The organism is Gluconacetobacter dulcium, assembly GCF_014174165.1.
GTDB classification, from domain to species: domain Bacteria; phylum Pseudomonadota; class Alphaproteobacteria; order Acetobacterales; family Acetobacteraceae; genus Gluconacetobacter; species Gluconacetobacter dulcium.
This window is the reverse complement of the sequence record NZ_JABEQN010000028.1, coordinates 1-16,762: the sequence shown is the minus strand read 5'-3', so window position 1 is coordinate 16,762 and position 16,762 is coordinate 1. Positions and strand designations below refer to the sequence as shown.

The window sequence follows — 16,762 nt, the reverse complement described above, 5'->3', positions numbered from 1 at the left end:
TGCAAAATCGCGCGCTAATGCACTTGAATCATAAAAGAAATTTCCACCAGAAAAACGACGGCCCCAGGCGCGATCCCGCCCCGTTCCTCCTCACCGACTCCGCATGCCGATCAGGCACCCAGACAGGATAAAAGCTCTTCCACCGGCCGGGGCCGCCCGAACAGATAGCCCTGGACCTCATCGCAGCCCATCCCGGCGAGAAGCCTATGCTGTTCGTCCGTTTCCACCCCTTCAGCCGTGACACACAGTTCCAGAGAATGGGCGAGGCTGAGAATGGTCTGCGTGATCCTGAGAACCTTGTCCTGCGACATCGCCTGGACAAATCCGCAATCGATCTTGATCTTGCTGAACGGAAAGGACCAGAGATATTTCAACGAGGAATAGCCAGTCCCAAAATCGTCCAGTACCAGTCGGCAACCAATCTCGACCAGCCTGCGCAGCGCGGCCTGATTCGATTTTTCATTTTTCAGGAAAGATGTTTCGGTAATCTCGATTTCCAGCCGATGCGCCGGCAGGCCGGTCTGCTGCAAGATTCTCAACACCATGTCGGGAAAGGCCGCATCGCCGAGTTGGATTGGCGACACGTTCACCGCCACCCTCACGCCAGCAGGCCAGGCTACCGCCTCACGGCACGCGGCCTGTAGAACCCACTGCCCCAGCGTGTGGATCAACCCGTTCTGCTCGGCCAGCGCAATGAACTGGTCCGGCATGATCAGCCCATGCACCGGATGCCGCCAGCGTACCAGGGCCTCGCAACTCGTCACCTGGCGGCCCGTGCGATCGTAGATCGGCTGGAAATGCACGGTCAGGGCATCGGTCGCCAGCGCATCGCGCAACTCCCCGGTCAGGATCGCGGCACTTCTCACCTCTTCGCTCAACGCGGCCTGGAACTGGGCGAAGCGGTTCCGCCCCTGGGCCTTAGCGCGATACATCGCCATGTCCGCATGCTGCAGTAGGGTCTCCGCACTGTCGGCATCTTCGGGAAAACGGGCAGACCCGATACTGGCCCCGATCACAATCCGCTTGCCATCCACCTGATAGGGCGCGCTCAGCGACGCCAGGAGCGGCGTCATCCGCCCGTCGATTTCCAACGGCGAGGCGGTATTGGGCCACAGAATGGCGAATTCATCCCCACCAAGACGGGCAATCAGGTCGCCGGGCCGGCTGTGCTCACGCAGACGGCCGGCCACCAGGCGCAGCAGGGCGTCTCCCGCTGCATGACCATGGACATCATTTACGGTCTTGAAATAATCAAGGTCGATATAGAATAGAACGCCCTGCCTGTTTTCGCCGCACAACGCCTCCAGTTGCACGCTGAACAGCCGGCGATTGCACAGGTCGGTCACCTTGTCATAATGAGCCAGCCGCTCGATCTGCCGCTCGTTATCCCGATAAACCGTCACGTCATCAAAAACATACAGATCCCATAACGGCGTCCCCGACTGATCAGCGATCAGCAGGCGATTGATGATCAGGTCCCGCCGGTTTCCCTGTGGGTCGTCCAGGGAACACTCCATGGTCGCCTGCCCGTCATCCGCCGGCACCCCATCCGTCATGCAGGATGCCATACCAATCATCTTTTCAGACAGGGCGAAGTCCTCGAACCGCTTTGCCGCGCGGTTCATCAGAATGACGTCCCCGTCCACAACCGACCGGACGATCAGCGGCGACGGCACATTCTGGACGATCCGGTCGATGAACAGCTTGTCACGCAGGATCTTCTCATTCGCCACATGCAGCCTGTCCGTCGCCATGCGCAGTTCGGAGAGCGCCGTCTGTTTGGCGGCATGCGCGTGACGAACCAGATCAATAGCCGACCCTACCCCCAGGCATATCCCGCGTTCGACCACAATGAAGCCCAGCAGCAGTTCCGAGGCGTTCGCCCCCAGTGCCTGCGGTAGAAAGTCCGCCACCAGCACGTCAGCCTCCACGATGGTCGGGCGCGGATCCATCAGCAGCGTGACCGGGCGCCGATGATAGACCGAATATCCATACTGGCCGGCCATCCGCACATGAAAAGTGTGACGGTCGACAAGCCCCAGCGCGCGTCCGCCGTGATCGACGATCACAATATACAGCAGGTCGGGATCACGCTCGAAATACTGCATGACATCCCCGCCAACGGCCGTTTCCGGCAGGATGGGCACCACGGCCGCGATATCGCGCATCGTCTGCGCGGCCACCGCACCATTCTCCTGCATCGTCATCGTGGAACCTTCAAATGCATTTGCAGCGAATTACAGAACACCCTATTTAAAGAATAAAAATATAGAACCCCATGCAAACAATTATGCATATCCGACCTGAACAAGAATTTTTTATTTCAGCCAGGCTCCCATGATCATCTGGCCAGAACGTCATCCGAACGTGTCAATGCTGTCCTGATTATATATCGCAACTGACGATTTCATTGTCCACTCTCTCATACCCGATCTTCGCCGGTGCCACCTGCACAACAACGCCGCTTACGAGCACATCCCTGTCAGATGCCGCGCCAGATCGCGAGCCTGCTGCCGAATCTCGGGAATCGCCGTCGTTTCGAACAAGGTCCCCGCCCGCCTCGGCCCGATCGCGTACGGCACGCGCGAACAGGCACCAGATGCGTCCTCAAGCGCACCGTGCGCATCAGTCACCAACGTCGCCTCCATATCCTCCGCAACCGCGTATCCTTCCAGGAACAGCATCCGCAGCAAGGGAGATTCGACCCGACGGTAGTCGGTGACCGACCCCGTGCAGTTGATGACGCACGAAGCAGCTAAACTCTCAGTCCCCCGTGTTGTCACGATCGTCAGCCGCCCGGCAACGCCCGAGATTGTTAATTTTCACCGAGAACTGGGTTCATCCGCACTTTGCGTGCAGGAGGTGATTGTACGGCGGCCGTAGATTTGGGAATGGCTGAGGATCTGCCACTGATCCGGATTTCGTGCCCTTGATCTCCCCTCGTCCTTGTCGTCTGGTCGTGCGGTCATTGTAGCCGACAGTATGCAGGTCGAGACGAAATCCCGTTCTCATGGAGCAGCCTGTCCGGATTGTGGCACGCTATCGCATCGGCTTCACAGTCATTACGTTCGCAAGCTCGCCGATATGCCGGCGCATGGACGTCGTGTTTCCCTGTCGATGACAGTGCGACGTTTCCGTTGCACCGATAAAGGATGTCGGTGCCGCACTTTCGTCGAGCCATTGGGGGGATTCGCGGCTCCCTACGCGCGGCAGACGTCCCGGCTGACAGACCTCCACTTCGACGCGGCCTGCGCACTGGGCGGGAGCGCGGGCGCCCGTATGGCGACGCGCCTGCGCTGCCCGGTCAGCGCCGACACGCTGATACGGCGTATCGTCAGGATGGTTCCGATTACCGAACGGCATGAAACGCCCCGTGTTCTCGGCGTCGACGACTGGGCCTGGCGGCGTGGTCATCATTATGGCACCATTCTCGTGGATCTCGAACGAAACAAGGTGGTCGATCTGCTGGCCGATCGGCAGGGCAGCACACTCGCGGCGTGGCTCCGCGATCATCCCGGCATTGAGATTGTCGCCCGCGATCGCGCAGGAGCCTATGCCGACGGCATTCGGCAGGGTGCCCCAGCAGCCATCCAGGTCGCGGATCGATGGCATCTGATCCGTAATCTCCATGATGCCTTCCTGACCGTCGTCGATCGGCACACCGCCCTGGCCAGACGCATCATGGCCGATATCACGAATGAGGTATCTCCGGTCGAACAGCCGATCGACGCGGAAATAGTGAGCAATCCGGGTGAGGCCGGGCCCGTTGCGTCCAGTCACGCCCGTCATGGAGAGAGAGAAGAGCAATACCGGCAGGCAGTCGCCATGCGGGCGAAGGGACAGACGATCAGCCGTATCGCGCAGACAATCGGCGCGGAACGCAAGACTGTCCGGCGGTGGTTGCGACAGGGTCCCCCCTCGACATGGCAGCGTCGCATCTTTCGGCCCGGCATCATGGTCCCCTATGCCGCCTATCTCGATCAACGCCTGATGGAAGGATGTCACAATGCAGCTCGTCTGCATCGCGAAATCATGGCCATGGGTTTCTCCGGCCGATATGGCAGCGTCAGGGACTAGATTGTATCGAGACGGTCCTCGGCAACTGCATGTCATCCTGTGCCAGCCAAGCCCATGCCCATGGGCAGAAATCTGGCACGGATGCTTACGACTGGATCCGACAATCGGTCGGAAAAAGACGTCCTGTTTATCCAACGCCTGATGACAGATGCGCCAGCGCTTGCGCAAGCCACGGCCTGGGTAAGAGACATGCAGGACCTTTTTACCAAAAAATCACAAACACCTCTGGAAGCTCTTCTCGAAGAAGGAGAGAAAACGCCTTTATCCCGTCTTGTAAATGGCTTGCGGCGAGACCTCTCTGCCGTTCAGGCCGCGTTGCATACCCCCCCTGGACCATCAGTCCCGTCGAAGGGCAGATCGGCCGCCTCAAGATGATCAAGCGCACCATGTTCGGCAGAGCAGGTTTCAAACTCCTCCGCGCCCGTGTCCTGCACGCAAAGTGCGGATGAACCCCCAAAAGGGTCACTTCTCAACGCAAATCAACATGTGATCGGTCCCGACCTGACGATCCGCACCGTCCTGTCCCATCCGCCCGCGCGCGGCAGGCATTTCAATGACATCATTCAGGCGGCAGAAGCCTTCGGGCTGGACGATATCCCCCTCCGCCCGGTCCGGGCGGCCTGAAACACCCGCTGCCTTACCGCGTTTCACTCACAGGAAAAGGGACAAGATCCGCGGCAGGTTCCCTGAAAAGCATATAGCCATCACGACCGGCCGCCTTTGTCGCATAGAGGGCGGTATCGGCGCGATGGATCAGTTCATCGGCGGTGATGCGGTCCATTCCGGTCATCACCGCGCCGATGCTCGCCGTAACCGACCGCGTGACGCCTGCAATGCAGTAAGGCGTCCGCAGCGCATCCGAGACCATGATGCACAGTGCCTCACATTCCACGGCGGAAAACGCACCTGGAATGAATGCGGCAAACTCATCGCCGCCAAACCGGCCGACACAGCCGCCACGCCACGACACAAGGTCGCGCAGCCGGACACTGAACGCCTTGAGGAATGCATCTCCCGCCTGATGCCCTAGACTGTCATTAACCCCCTTGAAATCGTCGATGTCGATGAAGAGAACCACACCCGGTTGCATCGCGTCGACCACTGACTTCAGCACCGTCTCGAATTTCTGCCGATTCATGGTCGATGTCAGCATGTCATGAGTCGCTGCATGTTCCAGATTAGCCTTCATCATCAGAAGCCTACGGGTATCGCGCCGCTTTTCGCCCACCGCATTATTGATCGGCAGCACGACCAGCAACAGCGAGAACAGGTACGGCTGCATCATGCCCTCGCGCATCAGACTACCGTCCGGCGACAATCGGGCGATCGGCCCCAGTCCCCACGCCGACAGGGCCGAGGCAAAGGTCGAGACGAAGAAAACGGCCGTCAAGCTCCACGCCGGCCTTGCATGAAAGGCGAGCATCGCCAACGCCGGATAGAGAAACAGAAATAGCGGAGAACGTCCCCAGACGAAGCTGAGGATCGTCAACATGATACACGACACCAGCAGGGCAACGTTCTCTTTCTCGACCCGCCAGACCACCTGTCCCGGCCGCGCATAGCGGAGTAGCGCCAGAACGGCGGGCGTAGCCAGCAGCAGCCCCAACGCATCGCACAGAACCCATTGCATCCATTCACGAACTGGTGGCGTGGCATCACCCAGCAGCATATACTCGGTGGCGACTCCAATCGCCGCCTCGATGGCCGCAGACAGCAGCGCGATGATGGTAAACGCCGCAAACCGGCGCGGTCGGGTGAGATCGATCGTCGCCCCGCAGAATCGGCGCGTCATCGGTGCCGCGACAAGCACCTGCACGACATTGAGCGCACAGGCAAGAAAGCTCACGGTTGGCGACAAGCCGCCGGCAAAACTGTTGATCTCGAAATTAAGAGCAAGACACGCCACCAGCACCAAAGCGGCCATACGCGGGCGCAAGCGCAACAGAGCGACCAACATCGCCGCATTCGGCGGCCAGAAGGAAGAATAGCCGAATGCATCCGTGACGAAGAAACGGGAGATCAGGCAACTTAGGCCAAAAACCGCCACAAGCATCGCGGCCGTTCCATTACCGCGTCTGATTTCCGCTGAACGATAAGGTCTCCAGCTCAATCAAGCCCCCCCGCACAGCATGCCTAGTACAATTAGTACCCCGATAACCATCAAAAATAAACGCTATTCAACACACGGGCGCGATGCCGTCTGTCAGCCGCGTCCCGGATCAGGCGTTCAGATAGTCGCGCCTCCCCGCCGATGGCAGGATCAGTGCCGCTGGGCCGCCCGCTCTCGCAATGACCAGCAAAGCGGAAAACACGGCCAGCTCCCAGTTCCAACTCCAACGTCAGATCATATCAATGGTCGCTCCGACCGATATCAATCGTGACTTCGACCGATCCCTGCGGAGGCACAACTGTACTGGCCTCGGTTTTTGAGACATTTGGTTGGAACGTAAGCGGCGAGAGCCGCGCTGGAAAGGGCTTTGGCGCGCACGGCGGCAGGAGACAGGAGACAGGAGACAGGAGACAGGAGGCCGTGCCGTTCGATGAGCCAGGTTTCATTGTATAGATCGCGGAATTCCAGCAATGCCTGTCGAAGTTCCTCGACGGTATCGAATGTCCGGACCCAGAGCAGGTTTTCCTTCAGGGTCCGGATGAAGCGTTCGGCGCATCCGTTGCCCTCCGGGGCTCGGACGAAGGCGGGCGAACTTTCGATGCCGAGGAAGCGAATTTCGTTCTGGAAATCATCGGACATATACTGGCTGCCGTGATCGTGGCGCAGGGAAAGTCCGGTTGCTCCTTTTTCGGCGAATCCGCCAAAGCAGCGCTCAGAAAACCGGGAGGCGGGAGACAACCATCTCCCGCCGCGTCTCCCTGTAAACGTCCGTGATCACAATCGTGTCCACGACGCTGGCATGCAGGCCCAATCGCAGCATGACCGCATCTGAAGATACTCCCTCTCCCAAGGTCACCGCGAATCCGACGACGCAGATCGCAAAACGTCGATAGAAGCCGTTGGGGGCATGTATCGTCACCGGCCCATCTCCCGCGCACGCAAAGACATGGCTGTCCTCGGCCCCGACCGTGTAAGGACGCACACTCCAGGAACACAGCCTCCTGTGCGCCCGGCACAGGCCAGCCGAATCCTGCCATCAGCCTCCAGATCGGCATGCAGATCATAAAGGAAGGGGCCAAACCGGGCGCGACCCGACTTCATACCGGGCAGAACCTGCGGATCGGGAATGCCTGGCGGCGACAGGCGGCACGAAGCCCGGGGTCGGGCCGGATAGACCGCCGTATCCAGCAGGCCCTCTGGCCATGACCTGCGAATTGACCCAGCCTCCCGTAATCCCGGGCTATATCAGAAGAGCCGGCACCCTGGGGCCAAGGTCCACCGGTACACCATCATACACCTCGCCCGTCAGCGGAATGCTGCTCACTCCCCTCCTCCCCCAAGGCGGCAAACAGGAGGCGGCACCTGGTCAAAAAAGCCGTCTTCGCCCAGACATCCGGATGCCGCACAAAAATATCCATCAGGCGCGAGATCAGAACTTCCCCATAGCCGGGCGGCGCATCGGGATGTTCCGAAAGGACAGCGGGCGGCACGATCCACGACACTTACGGGAGGCAGCCATTCGTCACATCCCGCTCGAACGCCTCAACCAGATACCGGCCGTCCGAATTGTGCATGTTCGCGCGATTGGAACCAGCAACGATTCGCCGCCCGCTGATATTGGCAGGATTGCCAATCCAGGTCACGAAAGGCGACGAACGCACGCAACCGGCAGAGTATGTCGAGGTCAGTGGCATATACACCCATCCCGACCGTCGTGGCCGCGGCTCTGCCGGTTTCTTCATGCGGGAAGTCGCGACCCGTATCCTGGCGCGCGGAACCATACCCTTCCTGCATTGCCATACAACCAATAGTGGCGCGATTGCCCTTTACAGACCTCTGGGCTTTACGCCCTTCCAGACCGTCACTGCCGCCATCTTCTCAGCCACATGACAAGTGAGGGCGTATCTCGTCCCACGGCACGAGAACGAAAAAGGCGGAGCGATAAAATCGCCCCACCTTCCTCGGTTTCACCCTTCCGGCCAGCAGCTAACGCCCAGTCTGGACCGATGTCGTCCCCATGTCGAGTGCCGGGGCCCCGCCGCTCAGATTGTCGAACGGTGTCTCGTCCCGCACGCTGTCGATGCCACCGGTCGGAGCGGGATGATGCAGCCCGTCATATTGCAGCACCGAGAACGTCATCGTCTGGTCCGGCGTCGGCAGCAGCCGGTCGTTCCATCCACCGCCAAGCGCGCGGATGAGTCCGATTTCCGCCTGGAAATAGCGTGTCTCGACCTGCACCTGCGCAATCTGGGCCTCCAGTGCCGCTTCCTGGGCGATGATCGCGTCCAGATAGGCGGACACTCCCCCCTTGTAGAGGGTCATGGTCATGGTCTGCATGTCCAGCGCCGCGGACGTCGCCGCCTTCAGGCGGTCATTCTCGGCCCACAGCCGGTTGGTGCGCGAAAGCCCGTCCTCCACTTCGCGGAACGCCGCGAGCACCGAAGACCGGTAATGATCGCGCGTCTCGCGATAGCTGGCCCAGGATGCCTGCAAGGCCGCGCGGCGCATGCCGCCCTCGAAGATCGGCATCGAGGCGGAAGCACCATAGGACCACATGCTGTTTGCCAGATTGGCCAGATCGAAGCCATTGGCATCGAACCCACCATTGGCATGGAGCGAGATATGCGGATAGAACGCCGCCCGCGAAACCCCGATGGCGCGATTGGCCTGTGCCATCTCGCGTTCTGCCGAAGCGACGTCGGGGCGCCTCTGCAACAGGTCGGAGGGCACACCGACCGGGATATGGGCGCGCACGAACGTCAATGTATCGGTCGGCGCGATGTGGAAATCGGACGGTGCGCTGTTGGTCAGTACCGCGATCGCATGTTCCGTCACCTCACGCTCGGCCTGGATGTCCAGTTCCGCCGCCTGGGTCACATACAGGCGGTTCTGGGCACGGGCGAGGTCGAGACGCGGCGCCGCCTGGTTGACGAGCTGCGTCTGCGTCACCTTCAGGGCCTGCTGGTAATAGGCGATAGATTTGCGATAGATCGCATCCTGCGCGTCATAGCCACGCAATGCGACATAATCGCTGGCCAGTTCCGACTGCAGGCTCAGTCGGGCACCGGCGTAATCGGCTGCCTTCTCCTGGGCGGAAAACTTCGCCATGCGCACCTGGTTGCGGATCTCCGACCAGAAATCCGGCTCCCACGACGCCAGGCCGCCATAGAACTCGTCAGTCTGCGTCAACGCTCCCTTATAACGGAACAGCCGGTCGGCCGACTGCTTGTTGTCCGACGCCCCGAAGGCCAGACCGAAATGCGGCAGCAGGTCCGCGCGCGCGCTCATGACCATGGCCCGCGCCTGGACGAAGCGTTCGGCCGCCGCCTGCAAATCCGCGTTCGCGGCAACGGCCCTGTCTTCCAGAGCGTCGAGCTGCGGATCATGCAGCAGTGTCCACCAGTTGGAAGGCAGTTGCGTGTCCGCCGGCGTCGCGGTGGCGAACGCCCCCTGACCATGCCAGCTTGCGGGCACGATATAGGTCGGGGGATGGTAAGCGGGCGCCAGATCGCAGGCAGACAGCGCCACCAGCGACAGCATCGCCCCGCCGGACAGCATGGTCCGGCGCAGAGACCGCATGATCATCCCTCGATTTCCTCGTTTTCCTGGTCGTACCCCTTGGCCGGCTGGACGACATGCACCTTCTGCCCCTCCAGCAGGTCCGCCGGCGGGTTGTTGATGATCCGGTCAGAGGGCGAGACCCCCGACGTCACGTCGGTCTCGGCATCGGCCATCCGCCCCACCTGGATGTTGTGGTAATGCACCACATCGTTGGCATCCAGCACCGCGACCTGCATGCCCTTCTCTTCGAACACGAGGGCGGCCGTCGGAATCTGGAACACGCCTGGCGTCGAGGGTGCGGTCATCTTCACCGATGCGAAAGTGCCGGGCCACAGCTCATGCCTGTCGTTATCTATGGTAAATTCCGTAATCGCCGTGCGGGTGTTGGGATCATATCCCCGCGCGATGGTCAGGAAATCGGCCTTGAAGGTCCGGTTTGCAAACTGCGGAACGCTGACCTCCGCCGTCATGCCTGGCTTAAGAATATAGGAGAACGTCTCGGGCACCGACACGAACAGGCGCATCTTGTGCATGTCCGATACGGTGAAGAGCTGGCTGGCATCGCCATTGCTGCCGTGCTCGCCCGTCCCGCTGCTGACATAATCGCCCACATTGATATCGCGCGACGTCACCACGCCGTCGAACGGCGCCTCGATGGTCTTGAAGCGTTCCAGCGCCTCGAACTGATCGACCTTGTGCTCGGCCGCCTGCATCATCGCCAGCCCGGCCTTCTCGTTCGCATCGGCCACCGAGACCGACTGGCCCGATACCGCCTGCGACTTGGCCATGGCCCGCCAGCGATTGGCGCTGACGACGGCCAGGTTGTATTTGGCCTGTGCCTCCGCCAGATCGGCCTTGGCCTGGGCGTATTGCGCGTCCAGGCTGGGAGCGTTGATCTCGGCCAGGACGTCGCCCTTCTTCACTTCCGCGCCGTAATCCTTGTACCACATCTTCACATAGCCCGATGCCTGCGGAAACAGCGGGGCCTGGTACCAGGCGTCGATATTCCCCGGCAGGGTCAGGGTCACGGTCTTGGGCGAAGGCTTCGCCTGGATCACCGCGACGTCGGGCAGCGCATTGCGCACTGTCTCGGCGCGCAGTTCCGTCACCGCGTGAACCCGGGTGACCACCTGATAGCCGACCAGCCCGACCAGGACACATGCCCCGGCGGCCAGAAGGGTGTTGCGTGACAGGGAAGCCATCAGACGGTCTCCTTCCGGCTCGACGAGCGGTTGTAGATAATCGCGTAGACACAAGGAACGAACAGAAGCGTGGAAATGGTGGCAACGATCAAGCCGCCGATCACCGCCTTGCCCAGCGGCGCATTCTGCGAGTTGCTGATCGACATCGGCACCATGCCGACAATCATGGCGGCCGCCGTCATCAGGACGGGACGGATACGCCCGTATCCCGCCTCCAATGCCGCCTTCAACGCATCTCCGTGCACTTCAAAACGTTCACGGGCATAAGAGACGACCAGGATCGAGTTCGCAGTCGCGGTTCCCATGCACATAATGGCACCTGTCAGGGCTGGCACGGACAGGTGCGTATGCGTCAGGAACAGGCTCCAGGCAATACCCGCCAGCGCCCCCGGCAGAGCCGAGATGATGATGAACGGATCGAGCCAGGACTGGAAATTGACGACGATCAGCAGATAGATGAGCGCGATCGAGACGGCGAGACCGCCAACCAACTGCACATAGGCGCTGCGCATCGTCGTGGCCTGCCCTTCGACATCCACAGCCGCGCCGCGCGGCACGTCAGCGGCCGTCTGCGCGATGACCTTGTTGACGCCGGCCAGCACGCTGCCCAGATCGGTGCCTTCCGCCGACACGTAGATGTCGAAGGCGGGCATCGAATTGTAATGCGAAACCTGTCCGGGCGTCCCCTTCGCCGTAATCGTGCTGATCGCGCCGAGCAACTGCATGCCCTTGCCCGAGGGATCGCCGTCTCCCTTGTCGACCGGGATCGACAGGAGGTCATTGAAATGCGTCAACTGGTTCTGCGTCACATACGTATTCAGCAGGAAGGTGACGCCCCAGACCGGATCATACCAATATTGCGGATCGACCGTCGAACTGCCCGACAGGGTCATCAATTCGTTGTCCGCCAAGTCAGCCGCATTGACACCGGTCGCCTGGCTGAAGCTCCGGTCGCCCTGCACGAACAGCGTCGGCGTCTTCATCGTCTGCTGCAATGTCACGTCGCTGGCGCCGGGGACGAGGCGCAGCTTGTTCACCAGTTCCAGGGCGTACTGATAGCTCTTGCCCAGTTCCGGTCCCGCGATCTTGATATCGATCGGCGCCGGGGAACCGAAATTCAGGATGCGCGCCGTCAAGTCGGCGGGCTGGAAGGTAAAGACGGTGCCGGGGAAGCTCGCCGACAGGCCCTTGCGCAGCACGGCGCGATAATCCCAGACCGGCGATTCGGCATTGGTCAGCGTGATGGTCAGGTCGCAATCCTGCGTCCCGATCGTCGGTGTCGGAATGAATGCCTGGTTATGAGGCCCTTCCGGCAGGCCGCAATTGCTCACCACGTCATCGACCTTGCCGGGCAGCAACTGGTGGATGCGGTCGCCGACGAGCGTCGCGATTCGTCCAGCCACCTCGATGCGGGTCCCCAGGGGGGCACGCATATGCATCTGCAACTGGTCGGATTTGATTTCGGGGAAGAAATCACGACCCGCCACGATATACAGTCCGAGAGACAGGACGGACGCGCCGAGGAAGATGGAGACGAACCGCCCCCTGCGGGCGATCGAACGCTCGAGGAATCTGCCATAGGCCTCACGGAAGGCCGTGAAACGGCGCTCGAACCCCCTCTGGAAGCGCGAGAAGATATTCCCGCCCTGGAGGTGGTCCTCGTGCCCGTCGTGCCCATGGGCACCGTGCGTCTGCCCGGCGAGCAGGAACTTCGCCATCGTCGGCACCAGCGTGCGCGACAGGATGAAGGAGGCGATCATCGCGAAGATGATGGCTTCGGCCATCGGCATGAACAGCCAGCCCGCAACGCCGCCCAGTTCGAACAACGGTAGCCAGACGATGCAGATGCAGGTCGTCGAAACGAAGGTCGGGATCACGATCTGGTTGGCCGCGTCGATGATCGCGACCTCCAGTTCCTTGCCCATTTCCAGATGGGTATCGATATTCTCGATCATGACGGTGGCGTCATCAACCAGGATACCAACTGCCAGGGCGAGGCCGCCCAGTGTCATGACGTTGATGGTCTGCCCGGCCCAGCCCAGACAGATGACCGCGCAGAGGATCGCCAGCGGGATCGAGGTAGCGATGATGATCGTCGAGCGCCAAGAACCCAGGAACAGCAGCACCACAAGTCCGGTCAGGAACGCCGCCGTCACCATTTCGCGCAGCACGTCGACGATCGAATCCCGCACGAAGCCGGACGCATCGTTCAGCACCGAGATATGCGCTGTCGACGGAATGACCTTCTGCAGACGGGGCATCAATGCCTTCACACCCGAAACCACGTCCAGCGTCGAGGCCTCGCCGCTCTTCATCACGACCATGATGACGGCCTGCCGCCCCTTTACCAGCACGAGGTTGGTCTGCGGATGGCCCCCACGATACACCTGTCCGAGGTCATGCATGTAGATGACGGAATTGCCGACACGCTTGATGGGGATGTTGGCCAGTTCCTCCATCGACCTCGGCTGGGCATTGGTCGCGACCATCCAGTCGGTCGACCCGATCTTCTGGTCGCCGGCTGGGCGGACGATGTTCTGCTTGTCCAGAACATTCTGCACGTCCATCGCCGACAGATGGTGCGCCTGCAACTGCTTCTGATCGAGTGCGAACATCACGAAGGCGTCCATGCCGCCGTAGGGATGCGGCACGATCGCCCCGGGGACGGTCACCAGCAGTGTACGCACGCGGATCTGCGCCAGCTTGAACAGGTCCGACGGCGTCATGGTATCGGAGGTCAGTTCAAGCGTGATGACCGGAACCGAAGACGCCTCCAGCTTCATGATCATCGGCGCCGGAATCTTCTCCGGCAACTGCATCAGCACGGTCTGCGAGATCGCGGTCACATCCGCCTCGGCCGATCCGATATCCGTGCCGGGCTGGAAGAAGATCTTCACGATGCCACGGCCGTAATAGGAATCGGACTCCATGTGCTCGATTCCCTCGACCGTCGAGGTCACGCCCTGCTCGTAATTGTACATGACGCGGGCCGCGAACTCGTCGGGCAGCAGACCGCCATAGGTCCATACCACGGCGATCGCCGGAATTTTGATATTGGGAAAGACGTCTGTCGGCGTCTTGAGGGCGGACATGACGCCGAACAAAACGATCAGGATCGACAGAACGACAAAGGTGTACGGCCGCCGCAGCGCCGTCACGACGATTGCATTCATATGTGAGCTTTTCCCCGTCCAGGGCTTTTACCAGCATCAGGAAGAAACAGGCCGCACGGCCGGATCCGGAAGACGGGATGTGTCAAATTATTTCTCATCAGAAACAATTATCGGCACACCTGCTGCCGCCAGGGCCGCGTCGGCCAGGTCACCGCGCCGGGCGCGGGACAAGTTTCCTGCTTAGATCAGGGATTATGCAGTGTGATAGTCATCTCGAGCTCCCCGTGCGTGCGTGCCCGTCAGAGCGACGCTGTCTCTCAACAGCCTATACATAGGTATATTTCAAAACATGTATGAAAAAATGTCCATGTTCTGAAAACAAATTTCATGAAGCCCGTGTCATCGCACAGATAGGGCCATTTTATGCCCAACTCTTCATCATTTTATGGAAATTTATTGCGCAACGTAACATAAAACAGACATCATTACGTTGTAATGACAAGAAAGCGGCCGAGTTTCCCCGGCCGCTTTCTTTGCCCGACATATTATCCGCGACTTATCCGCGACGGCGAAGCTGCCCCACATCGCGCACCGCGCCCCGCGCGGCGCTGGTGGTCAGCGCGGCATAGGCCTGCAACGCGACCGACACGGAGCGTGTGCGATCGGGCTGCCAGGCGGCCTCCCCCGTCTCTTCCATCTGCAACCGGCGCGCGGAGAGTTCCGCGTCCGGCAGGTCGACGCGCAGGACCCGGCCGGGAATATCGATCTCGATCACATCCCCTTCGCGCAGCAGGCCGATCGCCCCGCCCTCCGCCGCTTCGGGCGAGATATGGCCGATGGACAGGCCCGAACTGCCGCCCGAGAAGCGGCCATCGGTGATCAACGCGCAGGATTCGGCCAGCCCCTTCGATTTCAGGTAGCTGGTCGGATACAGCATTTCCTGCATGCCGGGGCCGCCCTTGGGGCCTTCATAGCGAATCACGACCACATCGCCCGCCACGATCCGGTTGCCCAGGATGGCCGACACAGCGTCGTCCTGGCTCTCGAATATCCGCGCCGGCCCCTTGAAGCGCAGCAGGCCCGCCGCCACGCCGGCCGTCTTCACGATCGCACCGTCTTCGGCGATGTTGCCGTACAGTACCGCCAACCCGCCATCCTGGCTGAAGGCGTGTGCGCCATCGCGAATAGCACCGTCCGCCCGGTCGAGGTCGAGCGCACGGTATCGGCTGGCCTGCGAGAAGGCCTGCGTGGTGCGCACCCCGCCCGGTGCCGCGCGGAACAGTGTCTTCGCCTCATCGGCCGCGTCAGGCGCCGTCACGTCCCACTGTTCCAGTGCCTGAGCCAGCGATGGCGCATGCACCATCGACACCTCGCGGTGCAGCAGACCCAGCCGGTTCAGTTCGCCCATGATGGCGAAGATACCGCCCGCATGATGTACGTCCTCCATATGCACGTCGGCCTTCGACGGCGCGACCTTGCACAGATGCGGCACCCGACGCGACAGCCGGTCGATATCGGCCATGGTGAACGGCACCCCGCCCTCATGAGCGGCAGCCAGCAGATGCAGCACGGTGTTGGTCGAACCGCCCATGGCGATATCGACCGTCATCGCGTTCTCGAACGCTTCCATGGTGGCGATGCCGCGCGGCAGGGCACTTGCATCGTCCTGTTCGTACCAGCGACGGGCCAGGCCAACGATCCGCCGCCCGGCCTCCAGGAATAGTTCGCGCCGGTCGGCATGGGTCGCCACCAGGCTGCCATTGCCCGGCAGCGCCAGGCCCAGCGCCTCGGTCAGGCAGTTCATCGAATTGGCGGTGAACATGCCCGAGCACGATCCGCAGGTCGGGCAGGCCGACCGTTCGATCGACTGGGATTCGGCATCGCTGACACGCGGATCGGCCGCCGAGACCATCGACGTCACGAGGTCCACATGCCGTTCGATGCCGCCTTCCGTTATCCGGCCGGCCTCCATCGGGCCGCCCGAGACGAAGATGGCGGGGATGTTCAGCCGCATCGCCGCCATCAGCATGCCGGGCGTGATCTTGTCGCAATTGCTGATGCACACCAGCGCGTCGGCGCAGTGGGCGTTGCACATATATTCCACCGCGTCGGCGATCAACTCACGCGAGGGCAGGCTGTACAGCATGCCGCCATGCCCCATGGCGATCCCATCATCGACCGCAATGGTATTGAATTCCCGCCCGATTCCACCTGCTTCGGCCACCGCGCCGGCCACGAGCTGGCCCAGATCCTTCAGGTGGACATGCCCCGGCACGAACTGGGTGAAGGAATTGGCGATGGCGATGATCGGCTTGCCGAAATCGGAATCCTGCATGCCCGTGGCACGCCACAGGCTGCGGGCCCCGGCCATGTTGCGGCCATGCGTGGTGGTGCGGGAGCGATAGGCGGGCATGATATGTAAAGCCTTTCCGGACAGGGGCGGATCGTTGCGGGGATGCGGCCCCGGTGCGCCGAGTCCCGGCGCGCCCCCCTTATATGAGACGTTTCCCCTCGCCGTGAAGCACCACGCTATCCCCGCCGTGTTCTCACGCCATCATGAACGGATGCAGCCATTGTTCCGCGGCCGGCCCCCCTGTCTGTTGGTGATGTGCGAGGATGTATAGCGGAAGGGAGCCCGTCCCCCCCGAGGGTCTGGAGCCCGTTTGGGAGCATGGGTCCCTTCCGCCTTTGCTCAACCC

At 61.4% G+C, this 16,762-nt stretch carries 10 protein-coding genes and 1 pseudogene; 3 read left to right on the top strand and 8 right to left on the bottom strand.

Features of this window, described 5'->3' with window-relative positions:
• Nucleotides 1–110: 110 nt before the first annotated feature.
• The gene (locus HLH25_RS17445) at nucleotides 111–2,207 is read right to left on the bottom strand and encodes a putative bifunctional diguanylate cyclase/phosphodiesterase (protein WP_246402651.1); all 2,097 of its coding nucleotides are present in this window, start codon (nucleotides 2,205–2,207) and stop codon (nucleotides 111–113) included.
• A gap of 775 nt (nucleotides 2,208–2,982) precedes the next feature.
• Between HLH25_RS17445 and HLH25_RS17435 the strand changes: the two genes are divergently transcribed.
• Together HLH25_RS17435 and HLH25_RS17430 are read left to right on the top strand one after the other, a co-directional pair.
• On the top strand, nucleotides 2,983–4,077 hold the full coding sequence (locus tag HLH25_RS17435; protein ID WP_246402670.1) for an ISL3 family transposase: 1,095 nt from the start codon (nucleotides 2,983–2,985) through the stop codon (nucleotides 4,075–4,077).
• 486 nt (nucleotides 4,078–4,563) lie between these two features.
• On the top strand, nucleotides 4,564–4,701 hold the full coding sequence (locus HLH25_RS17430; protein ID WP_182975285.1) for a hypothetical protein: 138 nt from the start codon (nucleotides 4,564–4,566) through the stop codon (nucleotides 4,699–4,701).
• A gap of 13 nt (nucleotides 4,702–4,714) precedes the next feature.
• On the opposite strand, the gene HLH25_RS17425 is transcribed toward HLH25_RS17430, so the two are convergent.
• The 3 genes and pseudogenes from HLH25_RS17425 to HLH25_RS20685 all read right to left on the bottom strand — a co-directional run bounded on the left by HLH25_RS17425 (nucleotide 4,715) and on the right by HLH25_RS20685 (nucleotide 7,677).
• Nucleotides 4,715–6,130, bottom strand: a complete 1,416-nt coding sequence (locus HLH25_RS17425; protein WP_182975284.1) for a GGDEF domain-containing protein — start codon at nucleotides 6,128–6,130, stop codon at nucleotides 4,715–4,717.
• A gap of 396 nt (nucleotides 6,131–6,526) precedes the next feature.
• Nucleotides 6,527–6,943: pseudogene (locus HLH25_RS17420) on the bottom strand (integrase core domain-containing protein); the annotation flags it as partial.
• A gap of 533 nt (nucleotides 6,944–7,476) precedes the next feature.
• Complete coding sequence (locus HLH25_RS20685) at nucleotides 7,477–7,677, bottom strand: hypothetical protein (protein WP_310889141.1); 201 nt, start codon at nucleotides 7,675–7,677, stop codon at nucleotides 7,477–7,479.
• Between the two features lie 82 nt (nucleotides 7,678–7,759).
• On the opposite strand from HLH25_RS20685, the gene HLH25_RS17415 reads away from it, so the two are divergent.
• Entirely contained in the window at nucleotides 7,760–8,077 is a 318-nt protein-coding gene (locus HLH25_RS17415; protein ID WP_182975283.1) for a GNAT family N-acetyltransferase, read from the top strand.
• Between the two features lie 96 nt (nucleotides 8,078–8,173).
• Here the strand turns inward: HLH25_RS17415 and HLH25_RS17410 are convergent, their stop codons facing one another.
• The 4 genes from HLH25_RS17410 to ilvD all read right to left on the bottom strand — a co-directional run bounded on the left by HLH25_RS17410 (nucleotide 8,174) and on the right by ilvD (nucleotide 16,476).
• Complete coding sequence (locus tag HLH25_RS17410) at nucleotides 8,174–9,772, bottom strand: efflux transporter outer membrane subunit (RefSeq protein WP_182975282.1); 1,599 nt, start codon at nucleotides 9,770–9,772, stop codon at nucleotides 8,174–8,176.
• The gene (locus HLH25_RS17405) at nucleotides 9,769–10,950 is read right to left on the bottom strand and encodes an efflux RND transporter periplasmic adaptor subunit (RefSeq protein ID WP_182975281.1); all 1,182 of its coding nucleotides are present in this window, start codon (nucleotides 10,948–10,950) and stop codon (nucleotides 9,769–9,771) included. Before HLH25_RS17405 ends, HLH25_RS17410 begins: the two co-directional genes overlap by 4 nt.
• Nucleotides 10,950–14,123, bottom strand: a complete 3,174-nt coding sequence (locus HLH25_RS17400) for an efflux RND transporter permease subunit (protein WP_182975280.1) — start codon at nucleotides 14,121–14,123, stop codon at nucleotides 10,950–10,952. The genes HLH25_RS17405 and HLH25_RS17400 overlap by 1 nt, the downstream gene beginning before the upstream one ends.
• A gap of 496 nt (nucleotides 14,124–14,619) precedes the next feature.
• Complete coding sequence (gene ilvD, locus HLH25_RS17395) at nucleotides 14,620–16,476, bottom strand: dihydroxy-acid dehydratase (protein WP_182975279.1); 1,857 nt, start codon at nucleotides 16,474–16,476, stop codon at nucleotides 14,620–14,622.
• Between the last annotated feature and the right edge of the window lie 286 nt (nucleotides 16,477–16,762).

Bases quoted from the DNA above. Each gene is read 5' to 3' on its own strand.
- HLH25_RS17425 (WP_182975284.1), bottom strand. From the start codon at position 6,130: ATGCTTGTGGCGGTTTTTGGCCTAAGTTGCCTGATCTCCCGTTTCTTC.
- HLH25_RS17415 (WP_182975283.1), top strand. From the start codon at position 7,760: ATGTTCGCGCGATTGGAACCAGCAACGATTCGCCGCCCGCTGATATTG.
- HLH25_RS17435 (WP_246402670.1), top strand. From the start codon at position 2,983: ATGCAGGTCGAGACGAAATCCCGTTCTCATGGAGCAGCCTGTCCGGAT.
- HLH25_RS17400 (WP_182975280.1), bottom strand. From the start codon at position 14,123: ATGAATGCAATCGTCGTGACGGCGCTGCGGCGGCCGTACACCTTTGTC.
- HLH25_RS17405 (WP_182975281.1), bottom strand. From the start codon at position 10,950: ATGGCTTCCCTGTCACGCAACACCCTTCTGGCCGCCGGGGCATGTGTC.
- HLH25_RS17445 (WP_246402651.1), bottom strand. From the start codon at position 2,207: ATGACGATGCAGGAGAATGGTGCGGTGGCCGCGCAGACGATGCGCGAT.
- ilvD (WP_182975279.1), bottom strand. From the start codon at position 16,476: ATGCCCGCCTATCGCTCCCGCACCACCACGCATGGCCGCAACATGGCC.
- HLH25_RS17410 (WP_182975282.1), bottom strand. From the start codon at position 9,772: ATGATCATGCGGTCTCTGCGCCGGACCATGCTGTCCGGCGGGGCGATG.